Source organism: Mycoplana ramosa, from assembly GCF_041930185.1.
GTDB classification, from domain to species: Bacteria; Pseudomonadota; Alphaproteobacteria; order Rhizobiales; family Rhizobiaceae; genus Mycoplana; species Mycoplana ramosa.
On record NZ_JBHEEW010000002.1, the window covers coordinates 161,273 to 174,486 of the forward strand.

Annotated in this window: 14 protein-coding genes; 5 read left to right on the forward strand and 9 right to left on the reverse strand. The window is 62.7% G+C overall.

Annotated elements, in window-relative coordinates; translation table 11 throughout:
- Positions 1-6: 6 nt before the first annotated feature.
- The 3 genes from rdgB to rph all read right to left on the reverse strand — a co-directional run bounded on the left by rdgB (position 7) and on the right by rph (position 1,984).
- Positions 7-651 carry an RdgB/HAM1 family non-canonical purine NTP pyrophosphatase gene (gene rdgB, locus JNC62_RS03295; RefSeq protein ID WP_374835926.1) on the reverse strand — a complete coding sequence of 215 codons (645 nt, stop codon included), beginning with the start codon at positions 649-651 and terminating at the stop codon, positions 7-9.
- An 11-nt stretch (positions 652-662) separates the two neighbouring features.
- Positions 663-1,088 carry a VOC family protein gene (locus JNC62_RS03300; RefSeq protein ID WP_374835928.1) on the reverse strand — a complete coding sequence of 142 codons (426 nt, stop codon included), beginning with the start codon at positions 1,086-1,088 and terminating at the stop codon, positions 663-665.
- A 179-nt stretch (positions 1,089-1,267) separates the two neighbouring features.
- Positions 1,268-1,984, reverse strand: coding sequence for a ribonuclease PH (rph, locus tag JNC62_RS03305; RefSeq protein ID WP_374835930.1), 717 nt, complete (start codon positions 1,982-1,984; stop codon positions 1,268-1,270).
- A gap of 189 nt (positions 1,985-2,173) precedes the next feature.
- Here rph and hrcA point away from each other — a divergent pair, with 189 nt between their 5' ends.
- The 3 genes from hrcA to JNC62_RS03320 all read left to right on the forward strand — a co-directional run bounded on the left by hrcA (position 2,174) and on the right by JNC62_RS03320 (position 6,320).
- Positions 2,174-3,253, forward strand: a complete 1,080-nt coding sequence (gene hrcA, locus JNC62_RS03310) for a heat-inducible transcriptional repressor HrcA (protein ID WP_374835933.1) — start codon at positions 2,174-2,176, stop codon at positions 3,251-3,253.
- A gap of 240 nt (positions 3,254-3,493) precedes the next feature.
- The gene (grpE, locus tag JNC62_RS03315; protein WP_374835935.1) at positions 3,494-4,114 is read left to right on the forward strand and encodes a nucleotide exchange factor GrpE; all 621 of its coding nucleotides are present in this window, start codon (positions 3,494-3,496) and stop codon (positions 4,112-4,114) included.
- A 238-nt stretch (positions 4,115-4,352) separates the two neighbouring features.
- Positions 4,353-6,320 carry a BCCT family transporter gene (locus JNC62_RS03320; protein ID WP_374835937.1) on the forward strand — a complete coding sequence of 656 codons (1,968 nt, stop codon included), beginning with the start codon at positions 4,353-4,355 and terminating at the stop codon, positions 6,318-6,320.
- A gap of 102 nt (positions 6,321-6,422) precedes the next feature.
- Here JNC62_RS03320 and ptsN read toward each other — a convergent pair whose 3' ends face one another.
- From ptsN to lptC, 6 genes are all read right to left on the reverse strand, one after another.
- Complete coding sequence (gene ptsN, locus JNC62_RS03325; RefSeq protein WP_310417176.1) at positions 6,423-6,884, reverse strand: PTS IIA-like nitrogen regulatory protein PtsN; 462 nt, start codon at positions 6,882-6,884, stop codon at positions 6,423-6,425.
- A gap of 75 nt (positions 6,885-6,959) precedes the next feature.
- A complete protein-coding gene (gene hpf, locus JNC62_RS03330; protein WP_374836331.1) occupies positions 6,960-7,532 on the reverse strand; it encodes a ribosome hibernation-promoting factor, HPF/YfiA family in 573 nt (190 codons plus the stop codon).
- A gap of 242 nt (positions 7,533-7,774) precedes the next feature.
- On the reverse strand, positions 7,775-9,346 hold the full coding sequence (rpoN, locus tag JNC62_RS03335; protein ID WP_374835939.1) for an RNA polymerase factor sigma-54: 1,572 nt from the start codon (positions 9,344-9,346) through the stop codon (positions 7,775-7,777).
- Positions 9,347-9,621: 275 nt separating this feature from the next.
- The gene (lptB, locus tag JNC62_RS03340) at positions 9,622-10,407 is read right to left on the reverse strand and encodes an LPS export ABC transporter ATP-binding protein (protein ID WP_374836333.1); all 786 of its coding nucleotides are present in this window, start codon (positions 10,405-10,407) and stop codon (positions 9,622-9,624) included.
- Between the two features lie 33 nt (positions 10,408-10,440).
- Positions 10,441-11,004, reverse strand: a complete 564-nt coding sequence (locus JNC62_RS03345) for an LptA/OstA family protein (protein ID WP_374835941.1) — start codon at positions 11,002-11,004, stop codon at positions 10,441-10,443.
- A 7-nt stretch (positions 11,005-11,011) separates the two neighbouring features.
- Entirely contained in the window at positions 11,012-11,680 is a 669-nt protein-coding gene (gene lptC, locus JNC62_RS03350) for an LPS export ABC transporter periplasmic protein LptC (RefSeq protein ID WP_374835943.1), read from the reverse strand.
- 239 nt (positions 11,681-11,919) lie between these two features.
- Here lptC and sppA point away from each other — a divergent pair, with 239 nt between their 5' ends.
- Positions 11,920-12,870 (forward strand): signal peptide peptidase SppA, encoded by a 951-nt coding sequence (sppA, locus tag JNC62_RS03355; protein ID WP_374835945.1) that lies wholly within the window; start codon positions 11,920-11,922, stop codon positions 12,868-12,870.
- A gap of 27 nt (positions 12,871-12,897) precedes the next feature.
- Entirely contained in the window at positions 12,898-13,200 is a 303-nt protein-coding gene (locus tag JNC62_RS03360; RefSeq protein ID WP_192248690.1) for an integration host factor subunit beta, read from the forward strand.
- The last annotated feature ends 14 nt before the right edge of the window (positions 13,201-13,214 follow it).

Here is a 13,214-nt window from a genome sequence, read left to right on the forward strand (position 1 = left end):
GATGGCTCAGGCCTCCAGGCAGGTTTCAACGAAGCGCTTGAACGCGCGGGCGCGATGAGAAAGCGCCTCAGCGTCGCCGGGCTTCCATCCGTGCTTTTCTTCCGCGCTCATCTCGCCGAAGGTGGTCTGAAAACCATGCGGTTGGAACACCGGGTCATAGCCGAAGCCTTGCGTGCCGCGCGGCGGCCAGACGACGGTGCCCTCGATTTCACCGCGAAAGAGCTCGGTGTGCCCGTCCGGCCAGGCAAGGCAAAGGACCGAAACGAAGCGGGCGGTGCGATCCGCCGGCGTGCCCGCCCCTTTTTCCGCAAGCGCTTTTTCCACCTTCTCCATGGCCATGGAGAAGTCGCGGCTGCCGTCTTCCCTCTCCGCCCAGTTGGCTGTGTAGACACCGGGGGCGCCATCGAGCGCATCGATCACCAGCCCGGAATCGTCGGAAAGCGCCGGCAGGCCGGCGGCCTTCGCCGAGGCGAGCGCCTTGATCATGGCGTTCTCCTCGAAAGTCGTGCCGGTTTCGTCCGGCTCGATGAAGTTCAGGTCGGCGGCGGATTTTGCCGTAAAGCCGAGCGGGCCGATCAGGTCGCGGATCTCACGGATCTTGCCGGCATTGTGGCTGGCGACGACGATCGTCCTTGTATCGAGCTTGCGCATGTCGTTTCCTGTCAGGTCAGGCCCCAGAGGCCGGGTTCGGCGCATTCGAGGCTGTTTCCGGCGGGGTCGCGGAAATAGATGGAGCGGGCGCCGGTCGGCCAGCGGAAATCGGCCTCGATGGCGATTCCTGCTTCTTTGAGCTTTTCCGACCAGAAATCAAGATCGCTGGCGGGAACGCGAAAGCAGACATGCCCCTGGCCGGTCGTGCCGTGGACGGGCACCGGCAAGGCATGCGATGGCGGCCGGACGATCGTTTCCTTCGGGTTGAAGAGCAACAGCACGCCGGGGCCGCAGCGGAAGAAGACATGGCGGTTCGCATGGCGGTTGATCTTCTCCAGCCCGAGCAATCCGCCATAAAAGGCCTCCGCCGCATCGAGGTCTTCGGCGTACAGGGCGGTTTCGAGGATGCCTTGAAGGGCTGGTTTCGTGTCCGGCATCGCGTTCGCCTCTCACTCTCCCCGCCCCTGGAAGCGGCAGGGACTTATGCCGCCATGGCTGAAAGGCTCTCCCTTCTCCCCGGCTCGCGGGAAGAAGGTGCCCGAAGGGCGGATAAGGGGCAAGGGCGAAATGCAACGTCTCCTGCGCCCGCGCGAAGCTGCGAACGGCCGCGCCGTCGTCAGGCAATCGCCTGCTTTTGCAGATCCACGAGTTCGGCAATGCCGCTCTTGGCCAGCGCCATCAGGCTTGCGAATTCCTCCTCGGTGAACGGCTTGCCTTCGGCCGTGCCCTGGATCTCGACGATGCCGCCTGTGCCGGTGATGACGAAGTTGGCGTCCGTCTCGGCCGCCGAATCCTCTAGATAGTCGAGGTCGATCACCGCCTGGCTGGCGAAAATGCCGCAGGAGATCGCGGCCACGTGGTCCTTCAGAACCTTGTCGACCTTGATCATCCCCCGCGCTTCCATCCACTTCAGGCAATCGTAGAGAGCGATCCAGGCGCCGGTGATGGAGGCCGTGCGGGTACCGCCGTCGGCCTGGATGACGTCACAGTCGATGGTAATCTGCTTTTCGCCGAGCGCAGTCAGGTCGACCACGGCGCGCAGCGACCGGCCGATCAGGCGTTGGATCTCCTGGGTGCGGCCGCCCTGCTTGCCGGCCGCCGCCTCCCGCCGCATCCGCTCGCCAGTGGCGCGCGGCAGCATGCCGTATTCGGCCGTGACCCAGCCCTTGCCGCTGTTGCGCAGCCACGGCGGCGTCTTTTCCTCAAGGCTCGCCGTGCACAGCACGTGCGTGTCACCAAACTTCACCAGGCAGGAGCCTTCCGCGTGCTTGGAAAAATTGCGCTCGAAGGAAACCTTGCGCATCTGGTCGGTTTTTCTGCCTGACGGCCGCATCGCGAACTCCGTATCGTGCCCTTGTCTGGCGATGCTTCTAGCCGACTTCGCCGGGGGATGAAATCGTCGAGTTGGCCTATTTCCGGGAATTTCGTCCGCGCGCGCCTCCCCGGGCGGTCGCATTTGGCCCTTGTCTGCACGTGGGCCGGATCACTATAGTTCAAAAGGCAAAGGGAAACGTTGACCGACATGGTAATGAGACACTCTGCGGAGACTGATATTCACAAAATGCTGGACGAGCGTTCCGGCGAGATTTTCCGCCGGATCGTCGAGAGCTATCTGGAGCATGGCGAGCCGCTGGGGTCGCGGAATCTATCGCGCATCCTGCCAATGTCACTGTCGCCGGCTTCTGTGCGCAACGTCATGAGCGACCTGGAGGCGCTCGGGCTGATCTATTCGCCGCATGTCAGTGCCGGGCGGCTTCCCACCCAGCTCGGCCTTCGCTTTTTCGTCGACGCCTTCATGCAGGTGGGCAACATCTCGGACGAAGATCGCGCCTCGATCGCCCGGCACGTTCATCGACCGATGCACGGGCAGAGCATCGAGACGATGATGAGCGAGGCAAGCCAGATGCTATCCGGCATGTCGCGCGGCGCGGGGATCGTGATCACGGCGAAGAACGACCCGGTGCTCAAGCACGTCGAGTTCATCCGGCTGGAGCCGACCAAGGCGCTGGTGGTGCTGGTCGGCGAGCACGACCAGGTGGAGAACCGCATCATCGAACTGCCGGCAGGCACGACCAATTCGCAGCTGACCGAAGCGGCGAACTTTCTCAATGCGCATCTTGCCGGCAGCACCATCCACGAGGCGCGCACCCAGCTCGAACGGCTGCGTCGCGAGGTGCGCCAGGAACTGGATCTGCTGTCGCAGGACCTCGTCGAACGCGGGCTTGCAGTCTGGTCCGGCGGAAGCGACGAGAGCAAACCGACGCGATTGATCGTGCGCGGCCGCGCCAATCTGCTCGAAGGCCTGGCCGGCATCGAAGATGTCGATCGGTTGAGGATGCTGTTCGATGACCTGGAGAAGAAGGACAGCCTGATCGAGCTTCTGAACCTCGCGGAGGCCGGGTCGGGGGTGCGCATCTTCATCGGCTCGGAGAACAAGCTGTTCTCGCTCTCCGGCTCGTCGCTTATTGTGGCGCCGTATCGTGACAGCGAAGAGCGCATCATCGGCGCGGTCGGGGTGATCGGGCCGACGCGACTGAACTATTCCCGGATCGTGCCGATGGTCGACTACACGGCACAACTGATGTCGCGGCTCTCGCGCTGACGCAAAGGCCGGTTCGGCAAGTTTGTCGAACAAGCCTTGATTTTTTTGATCCGAAGCTCGATATCCGCCTCAACTCCCTCTCATCGTCCGCGCAACTTGCAAGGCGCGCGGACGGCTGGAGGTAACAAAGAACCCCGCGCATCGCCGGATGGGCAGGGTCGCTTTGGCCGATCAACCTGTGCATGGCTGGGATGTGGCAATCCTGCGCGATGCACGCGATTTCTCAATCCGGAGAAACCAATGACCGACGATACCAGCAAACACGGCCCCGAAGCCGCAAATGACTCTGCCGAGACCGCCGCTGTGTCGCCCGAGAACAACGACGCCGGCGCGCAGGCAGCAGAGGCCGATCCGATCGCATTGCTGCAGGCGGAAAACACCGACTTGCGCGACAAGTATCTGCGCCTTGCCGCCGACATGGACAATCTTCGCCGTCGCACCGAGCGCGACGTCAAGGACGCCAAGTCCTACGCCATCGCAGGCTTTGCGCGGGACATGCTGGGCGTTTCCGACAACCTGCGTCGCGGTCTGGAGGCAATCCCCGCCGAAGCGCTGGAAGCGGGCGGAACCGGGCTGAAGGCGCTGATCGAAGGGGTGGAGATGACGGAGCGGTCCATGCTGGCGGCGCTCGAGCGCCACGGCGTGCGCAAGCTGGAGCCGATCGGCGAGAAGTTCGACCCGCATTTCCATCAGGCGATGTTCGAGGTGCCCAACACCGAGGTGCCTAATGGCACCGTCGTCCAGGTCATTCAGGACGGCTACACCATCGGCGAGCGCGTTCTTCGCCCGGCGATGGTCGGCGTCTCAAAGGGCGGCCCGAAGGCGCCCGCGAACGGCGGCGACAGGCCCGAAGAGGCCTGAGGCCGGAAAACCTTTGACAGCTAAATGAAAAATTGCCCGGCGCTTCGACGCCGGGCTTTTTTGTGCCGGCCGTTGCGCAATCCGTTGTGGAATGACGCGTTTCCCGAGCATCCCCCAGGGGCCTGCCCGTCCATCCCACAAGCAGAACAAAAGAACTGTTCCGGGGGCGGCTGTGGGGTTACCTTGGGCCTGGCGGAACCGCGTGCCGTCGAATGGCCGCGGAACAGGGAGGCCTGGTATGAAACAGCCGCTCAACGGGATCTCGCCCATCTCCTTCTACGGCTCGGCCATCATCTCGCTCGGGCTCATCCTCTTCGCCTCCGTTTTCCCCGATGGGGCCGCAGCCCTCTTCAAGCGCGCCAACGACTGGATCATCGCCGAGCTCGGCTGGTTCTACATGCTCGCCGTCGGCGGTTTCGTCATCTTCCTGCTGTTCCTTGCCATCAGCCCGCTTGGCCGGGTCAAGCTCGGCCCCGACGAAGCCGAGCCCGACTACAGCTACAGCACCTGGGTGGCGATGCTGTTCAGCGCGGGCATGGGCATCGGCATCGTCTTCTACGGCGTCGCCGAGCCGATCATGCATTTCAGCGCCCCCCCGGATGCGGAGCCCCGCACGGCGCAGGCGGCGCGGGACGCAATGGAAGTGACCTTCTTCCACTGGGGCGTGCACGCCTGGGCGATCTACGGTGTCATGGGGCTGGCGCTTGCCTATTTCGGCTACCGCAAGGATGAGCCGCTGGTCATCCGCTCGGCGTTCCGTCCGTTGCTGGGCGACCGGATCAACGGCCCGCTCGGCGACGTCATCGATATCTTCGCCGTGGTCGGCACCCTGGCGGGCCTTGCCACTTCGCTCGGCCTCGGCGTCGCCCAGCTCAACGCCACGGGCAGCTATCTCTTCGGTTTGGCGCAGAACCTGGAGACGCAGCTCGTGCTGATCGCAATCGTCACCGGGCTCGCCACGGTCACGGTCGCGACCGGCCTCGACAACGGCATTCGCCGCCTCAGCGAGATGATCATCATTGTTTCGTTCATCCTGATGTTCCTGGTCCTGGCGCTCGGGCCGACGCGCTTCCTGCTGCAGGCCTTTGTCGAGAACATCGGCCTGTACCTGAACGGCTTCGTCGGGCGCACCTTCCACATCTATGCCTACGAACCGACCGAATGGGTGGGCAGTTGGACGCTGTTCTACTGGGGCTGGTGGATGTCCTGGTCGCCCTTCGTCGGGCTGTTCATCGCCCGCATTTCGCGGGGACGCACCATCCGCCAGTTCCTCCTCGGCGTGCTCTTCGCGCCGGCGGGCTTCAGCTTCATCTGGTTCACCGTCTTCGGCGACGTCGCCATCTGGCTCGACATGCATGTGGCGGACGGGCAGATCTCCAGGACCGTCACGGAGAACATGCCGATCGCGCTGTTCACGGTCTTCGAATACCTGCCCTGGTCCACCTTCCTCGCCTGGCTGACGGGTCTGCTGGTGGCGGTCTATTTCGTCACCGCCTCGGACGCCGGCGCGCTGGTGATCGCCATGATCACCTCGCAGGGTGACGAGGAGCCGGTGCTGTGGCTGCGGGTGTTCTGGTCGCTCGTTTGCGGCGGCGTCGCCGCCGGCCTGCTATTGGCCGGTGGGCTGGGGGCTGTGCAAATGGCGGCCGTGATTGCGGCGCTGCCTCTGTCGGTCCTCATGGTGCTGATGTGCTACGGCATCTGGAAGGCGCTGAACGACGAGGTGGCACTGACGACCAGCGCCAGCCTGCCCGCGGCGCCGATGGTGCCGCACGAGGCGGCCAAGTTCTGGCGTCGGCGCATCAGCGCCATCATCGACCACCCCGGCCGCCCGCAGGTGGAGCGGTTCATCGCCTCGACCGTAGCCAAGGCATTCGAGACCGTGGCGCGCGAACTGGAAAAACCCGAGCACATCGAGGCCGACGTTGAAAAGACCGCGGACGGCCTGCGCTTCGTCATCAGCCATGGCGAGACGGTGCCGCCCTTCGTCTATGAGGTCCGCCCCGTCAGCAAGCCGATCCCGGCCTTCGTCGTCATCGACGCCGCCCGCAATGAAGGTGGGCGCAACCGCTACTATCGCGCCGAGGTCTTCCTTACCCACGGCAGCCGCGGCTACGACATCTATGGCTACGATCTCGACCAGGTGATCGCCGACGTCGTCAACCACTACGGCCGCTACCGTCACTACCTGGCTATCACCGGCTGAAGTGAAAGGACCGGATGGCGGACTTGGGGGCGGGGCGACGAATGCCAGGCACCACCCAGTCAGGATGCATCCGTTCGTTTGCCGCTTGCCAATCCGACCGGCTCAGGCCGCGTTGGCTTGTTCCTCGCTCAGGCAGGCGTAGATCGCCGTCGCCGAATCCGAGGCGCGCAGTTTTGCCACCATGGCCGGATCGCGCAGCACGCGGGCGATGCGCGAGAGCGCCTTCAGGTGGTCGGCGCCTGCCCCCTCGGGGGCGAGCAGGAGGAAGACGAGATCGACCGGCTGGTCGTCCAGCGCCTCGAAATCGACCGCGGTCTCCAGGCGAGCGAAAAGGCCCGTGATCTGGGTGAGATCCTTCAGCTTTCCGTGCGGGATGGCGATTCCGTTGCCGACTCCCGTCGACCCCAGACGCTCGCGCTGGAGGATCACATCGAAGATTTCGCGTTCCTGAAGCCCGGTGACCTTTGCCGCCTTTATCGCCAGTTCCTGAAGCAATTGCTTCTTCGAACTGGCCTTTAGCGCTGGAATAATCGCACTCTGCTGCAGCAAACCTGCCAATGCCATGCTTTTGTCCTCGTGAGCCGCAGTGAAGGATTGAGGCGGGATGCGCCCAGCCCCTGAGCGCATCCCCCTGCCACTTTAGCCTTTGATATTGGCTGAATCTATCCAGCCAATATTTCCATCGTTACGTCTATAGACGATATTGAGATTCTCCTCACCGACGCTGCGAAACAGAAGCACCGGCTCGTCCGTCATGTCGAGCGCCATCACGGCGCTGGCAACAGACATCGTCTTGAGCTTTTTGGTGCTTTCCGCGACGATGGTCGGGGCGTAGTCCGCCGGCAGCTCTTCCGCATCCTCCGGAACCGAATCCATGACCGTGTATGCGACTTCCGCATAGGTCTGGCCGTTTCCGTTGTGATGGTCCTTGAGCTTGCGCTTGTACCGGCGAAGGCGCTTTTCGATCCGATCCGACGCCGCGTCGAAAGCAAGAATCGGATCGTTCGCTTCGCCATTGGCCTGCAGGGCGGCACCCGTGTCGAGATGGACCTTGCAGTCTGCACTGAAGCGCGGACCGGACTTTTCCACGATGACGTGGCTGGAATAGCCTCCATCGAAATACTTGGTTACGGCCGCTCCGATCTGTTCTTCAATGCGCAAGCGGAACGCGTCGCCGATGTCCATATGTTTGCCGGATACACGCACACTCATGGAGTTTCCTCTCTCATTGTGATTTGCGCGTAACAGTCTATTCCAACCGGACCCGTCATCCAAGCACTTCGCGCGCGCAACGCCCCTTTCGCCAGCGGTACCGGGGGAAAGTGGGGATATGGCAAGTCGGTCTGTCTTCCCTTCGGAATTGCGGCGGGCATCTATCTGGTCCTGATGAATGTGTCAACTGCCGCCTCGGCGGCAAGCTTGCGGCACGGCCGCCCGAAACCCGCGACAGACGCTCAGAAACCGGTGGCTTTGGCAAGCGCTCGCTTCTCCCTGCGGCGCTGCACCGAGGAGGGAATGTTCATCGCCTCGCGATATTTCGCCACGGTTCGCCGCGCGATGTCGATGCCGCCCTTCTTCAGGACGGCTACGATGTCGTCGTCGGAAAGCACCGCCTCCGGCGTTTCCGCGACGATCAGGGTGCGAATGCGTTGACGCACCGCTTCCGCCGAATGGCTGTCGCCCCCGTCGGTGGAACCGATCGAGACGGTGAAGAAGTATTTCAGCTCGAACAGCCCGCGCGGCGTCAGCATGTACTTGTTCGACGTGACGCGGCTGACCGTCGATTCATGCATCTTGATCGCGTCGGCAACCGCTTTCAGATTGAGCGGCCGCAAATGGTCGACGCCGTTGAGAAGGAAGGCGTCCTGCTGGCGCACGATTTCGGTCGCCACCTTCAGGATCGTCTTTGCCCGCTGATCCAGACTGCGGGTCAGCCAGTTGGCGTTCTGCAGACATTCGTTCAGGAAGGCCTGATCCTCGCTCGCCCGTTTGGTGCGGCGGGATACGGAGGCATAGTAGTCGTTGTTGACCAGCACGCGCGGCAGCGTCTCGGCATTCAATTCGACGAGCCAGGTCCCATCGGGGGCCGCGCGAACGACGATGTCAGGGACGACGGATTCGCAGATTCCGGGCTGGAAACGCGCGCCTGGCTTGGGGTCGAGCTTGCGAATTTCCGCCAACATGTCGACCAGGTCTTCCTCGTCGACGCCGCAAAGTTTTTTCAGCGTGGCAAAATCGCGGCGCGCCAGCAGCTCGAGATTGCCGACCAGCTCGGCCATCGCCGGATCGAGGCGGTTACGGGCGCGAAGCTGGATCGCCAGGCATTCGGACAGGGTGCGGGCGAAGACGCCGGGCGGGTCGAGTTGCTGCAGAGCGTCGAGCACACGCGCGACATCGGCAATCGGCGTGCCGAGCTTGAGCACCGTGTCTGACAGGTCCGCCGGAAGATAGCCGGACTCGTCAAGTTGATCGATCAGGTGTCCAGCGATCAGCCGATCGACCGGCGAGGTGAACAGAAACGGGACCTGGGCGGCAAGATGGTCCCGCAGCGTCGTCTGGGCCGCGACGAACTCATCGAGCTCATAGCCTTCGCCATGGCTCGCGCCCGGCATCGATTTCCACTGGCCGAGAAGTTCCGGCGCATCCGCCGCGCGCGGGCCGGCATCATCGGGAAAGACGTTCTCGAGACTGGAATCGAAAGACTCGGCGACTGCGCCGGCGCTGCCGCCGGTCGCGGCCTCATAGAGGTCCCCGGAAGATCCGGCTTCCGCGTCGGCGACATCCCGAGCTGGCTGTTCCTCGTTGACGGAATAGTAGGTGCCATCCGACGGGAAAGCGTCGTCGGCGCCGCGCGCGCCTTCATCGCCGGGGACGAACTCAAGCAGCGGGTTCTTCTCCACCTCGCTCTCGATGAACCGGACCAGTTCCAGATGCGTCATCTGCAGCAACTGGATCGACTGCATCAGTTGCGGCGTCATGACCAATGACTGGCTCTGGCGCAGAAGAAGGCTGGCTGCGAGTGCCATGCGGACGCTTGAACTCCCTACGCCGCCGCACGTCTTTGACGACGCGTCATGGACGCCGTACCCGTTGACTTATCCTGGCCATGTCCTCACCGAACCTATGGTGGAGCAGTGCCAACCCCGTAAAGCACCGGATGGTAAACCTCATTGCCGATCCGGATTTCAGACTGGCCCAAAAATTGCTTTTTTGGCGGAACCGGTCAAGCGGCCGGGAGGAGATGCGGCGAATTTCCCCGATCGGGGCGACTAAAAATCCGGACGTCGAGGCGGTCGGACGCTCAGAGGCTGAAATTGTCGCCGAGGTAGAGACGCCGCACGTCGGGATTGGCAACGATGTCGTTGGCGCGACCGTGGGTCAGGACCTCGCCGGCGTGAATGATGTAGGCGCGGTCGATCAGGCCGAGGGTCTCGCGAACGTTGTGATCGGTAATCAACACGCCGATGCCGCGCGACGTCAAATGGCGAACGAGCGCCTGGATATCGGCCACCGAAATCGGATCGACGCCAGCGAAGGGTTCGTCGAGCAGCATGAAGGTCGGATCCGTTGCAAGTGCGCGGGCGATTTCCAGTCGCCGGCGCTCGCCCCCGGATAACGCGATCGCCGCAGCTTTGCGCAAGTGCGAGATCGAGAATTCGGCCAGCAAGCTGTCGAGCTTGTGTTCGCGGCGCGCCTTGTCGTTGTCGTGCACCTCCAGGACGGCGCGAATGTTCTGCTCGACCGTCAGGCCGCGGAAGATCGAAGCCTCCTGCGGCAGATAGCCGACGCCGAGCCGCGCGCGCCGATACATCGGCATCGTCGTAACGTCGTTGCCGTTCAGTTCGATCGACCCTTCGTCGACCGGAACAAGGCCGGTGATCATGTAGAAGCATGTGGTCTTGCCTGCGCCGTTCGGACCGAGCAGGCCGACGGCCTCGCCCCGCCGCACGACGAGTGAAACGCCGTTGACCACCCGCCTGCCCCCATAGGTCTTGGTCAGGTTGCGGGCGATCAACGTGCCTTCGTAGCGCGATGCGTCAAGGCTGCGCTGGACCTCCGGCGCAGGCTTTTTCGCACGGCGCGTCATGCGGGAAAGGGATAGAAGCGACACGGGCGTACGTCAGTTCGTGGTTTTGCGGGACTTCGGGTCGAGCTGGATCATGACCCGACCGCCGCAGGCGTCGAGCTTGGCCTCGCCGGTCCGCATCAGCACCGTCAGCTGGCAGCCGACAAAGACATTCTTGCCCTCCGACAGCACGACCTTGTCGCCCTTCAGCACGAAGACTTCGTCGATGAGGTTGAACGTCCCCGTGTCGGCCGTCGCCTGCTGCACTCCGGATTGCAGGAAGACCTTGTCGGCAACGTCGATCTTCTCGATATCGGCATCGCCGCTCGAAATCGATCCGCCGCCATCGGCCTTGTAATAGACGACCATACTGCCAGCCTGCAGCGTCGTCGTGCCCTGGACAACCTTGACGTTGCCGGTGAACTGGGCGGTGTTCGACTGCTGCTGGATTTCCAGCTTGTCGCTCTGAATCTGGATCGGCTTGTCGTTGGACAGCTGAAGCCCCTTCAGCTGGCTCTTCGTTTCCTGCGCTCCAGCGGTGGCGGCGACCAGCACGAAGCCGGCGGCAAGCAGCGGGAGAATGACATGTCTTTGCGCGGGTTCAGAAAATGCGGACATCGTGGCCCTACTTCTCTCTGTTGCGGATGGCGGCGGGATCTACATTGACAACGACGTCCCCCTCGAAGACGACGGTCCGCCCTTTATCCGTCATTCGCAGCGACTGCGCAACAATGGAAGCTTCCTTGGACTGGATGGAGACGGCCTGCTGCGTCGACATGCGGCCGCCGTTGATGTCGAGGTGAGCGTCGCGGAAGGCGGCTTCGAGGCCGGTGTTCAGACGGATGGTGAACGGCGCGGTCATGTCGAGAATGTTGCGGCCGCGGTCGTAGATGCCGGTGACGGCGTCGACCTGGGCAATCAGCGTCTCATTGACCGGCATCTTTGCCCGAATGTTCTCGAGCTGGATGATGTCCGGGTTCTTCATGTCCTGCAACGCCCGGTCGGCCTTCATCGAATAGCTGATGCCGTCACGGTTGCGACCCGAGATGGCCGGGTTCTTCATCACCACCTTGCCGTTTTCGATCGTTGCACTCTCGACGGCTAGTTCTTCGGGCAAATAGGTGCTGATGACAGAGACTACAACGAAAATCGCAGCGATCAGGATCCCCAGCGCCGGCAAGGCAATCTTGAGCAAACGCACGCGCGCGGAATGCCGGGCCGCGCGACGGTAGGCTTCCGTCGGCGTGACCGTCCGGTATTCGGCGGATTGCATGTCAGCGGTAGTGGTCAGCATGTGCCTTTGTCGTGGTTTTATGGTCTATTTTCATGGGCGCAGCGCCGGTTCAACCGCTTCTGTCCTGAACCAGTATGACGGGCTCCATATGGAGATTATTCCTGAACAAACAATGGATGCCCGAAAAAGCGGCGCAGATGATTTGCTATTTGCCCGGCTAATGCCATATCGATGAGGCGTTTGGCAAATGGCGCAACCGTCGTTTGTCGCAATAAACCATCGAACGGGAACCTTTCGAGATGGACCAGTCTGCCATAGCCGACCGCCGGCAGTTGCGCCGCAAGCTCACGTTCTGGCGCGTTGCGGCCATTCTCGTCGCCGCCATTGCGGGTTTCACAGCCATGACGTGGAACTGGCCGGCGGCCTCGATCGAGGACCATGTCGCCCACGTTTCGATCACAGGCATCATAAAGGACGATGAAGAACTTCTGCAACGGTTGGACCGGATCGCCAAGAACGATCGGGCGAAGGCGCTGGTCGTATCGATCACCTCGCCGGGCGGGACGACCTATGGCGGGGAGGTGGTCTACAAGGCGCTGCGCAAGGTGGCCGAGAAGAAGCCGGTCGTTTCCGACGTGCGCACGCTCGCCGCTTCCGCGGGCTATATGATCGCCACGGCTGGCGATACGATCGTCGCCGGAGAGAGTTCGATCACCGGTTCGATCGGCGTCATCTTCCAGTATCCGCAGTTAAGCGAGTTGATGGACAAGCTCGGCGTTTCTCTCGAGGAGATCAAGTCTGCCCCGCTCAAGGCCGAGCCTTCACCGTTCCATCCCGCAAGCGAGGAGGCCAAGGCGATGATACGCCGCATGGTCGATGACAGCTTTGCCTGGTTCGTCGATCTTGTCGCAGAGCGCCGCAAGCTCCCGCGCGAGGAGGCTTTGCGGCTGGCCGACGGCAGCATCTACACCGGCCGGCAGGCGCTGCAGGTGAAACTCGTTGACCGACTGGGCGGGACGGACGAGATCCGCGACTACCTCGAGACGCGCAAGGTCGGCCGCAGTCTGCCCATGGTCGACTACGAGCCACCACGTCGTTCCGGTCTGTTCGGGTTCGGACTGGATTCCACCGGCTGGTTGAAAGGACTCCTCGGCATTGGTCTCGGTCCTTCGGAGGCTCTCGAAAAGCTTGGCGGCGAAAAGTTGTTCCTTGACGGTCTGGTCTCGGTTTGGCAGGTTGGACGTGATTGAAAAGACAAGCGTTTTTAGGGGACAGCCGTGATCAAGTCAGAATTGGTACAGATCGTCGCCGCTCGCAATCCACATCTTTATCATCGTGACGTCGAAAACATCGTCAACGCGGTTCTGGACGAGATCACCGATGCGCTTGCCGCCGGAAACCGGGTGGAGCTTCGCGGCTTCGGTGCGTTCTCGGTGAAGAACCGCCCTTCGCGTTCCGGGCGCAACCCGCGGACCGGCGACGCGGTATTCGTCGAAGAGAAGTGGGTCCCCTTCTTCAAGACCGGCAAGGAGCTGCGCGAGCGGCTGAATCCCAATCACGCGGACGACGACGCCGATTGACGTCTACGCACCGC

What these genes read in the sequence shown, in the direction of transcription:
- lptB (WP_374836333.1), bottom strand. Translation starts at nt 10,407, where the DNA reads ATGACGCGCCGTGCGAAAAAGCCTGCGCCGGAGGTCCAGCGCAGCCTT.
- JNC62_RS03320 (WP_374835937.1), top strand. Translation starts at nt 4,353, where the DNA reads ATGAAACAGCCGCTCAACGGGATCTCGCCCATCTCCTTCTACGGCTCG.
- rdgB (WP_374835926.1), bottom strand. Translation starts at nt 651, where the DNA reads ATGCGCAAGCTCGATACAAGGACGATCGTCGTCGCCAGCCACAATGCC.
- JNC62_RS03300 (WP_374835928.1), bottom strand. Translation starts at nt 1,088, where the DNA reads ATGCCGGACACGAAACCAGCCCTTCAAGGCATCCTCGAAACCGCCCTG.
- hrcA (WP_374835933.1), top strand. Translation starts at nt 2,174, where the DNA reads ATGGTAATGAGACACTCTGCGGAGACTGATATTCACAAAATGCTGGAC.
- lptC (WP_374835943.1), bottom strand. Translation starts at nt 11,680, where the DNA reads ATGCTGACCACTACCGCTGACATGCAATCCGCCGAATACCGGACGGTC.
- rpoN (WP_374835939.1), bottom strand. Translation starts at nt 9,346, where the DNA reads ATGGCACTCGCAGCCAGCCTTCTTCTGCGCCAGAGCCAGTCATTGGTC.
- grpE (WP_374835935.1), top strand. Translation starts at nt 3,494, where the DNA reads ATGACCGACGATACCAGCAAACACGGCCCCGAAGCCGCAAATGACTCT.
- JNC62_RS03345 (WP_374835941.1), bottom strand. Translation starts at nt 11,004, where the DNA reads ATGTCCGCATTTTCTGAACCCGCGCAAAGACATGTCATTCTCCCGCTG.
- rph (WP_374835930.1), bottom strand. Translation starts at nt 1,984, where the DNA reads ATGCGGCCGTCAGGCAGAAAAACCGACCAGATGCGCAAGGTTTCCTTC.
- hpf (WP_374836331.1), bottom strand. Translation starts at nt 7,532, where the DNA reads ATGAGTGTGCGTGTATCCGGCAAACATATGGACATCGGCGACGCGTTC.
- sppA (WP_374835945.1), top strand. Translation starts at nt 11,920, where the DNA reads ATGGACCAGTCTGCCATAGCCGACCGCCGGCAGTTGCGCCGCAAGCTC.
- ptsN (WP_310417176.1), bottom strand. Translation starts at nt 6,884, where the DNA reads ATGGCATTGGCAGGTTTGCTGCAGCAGAGTGCGATTATTCCAGCGCTA.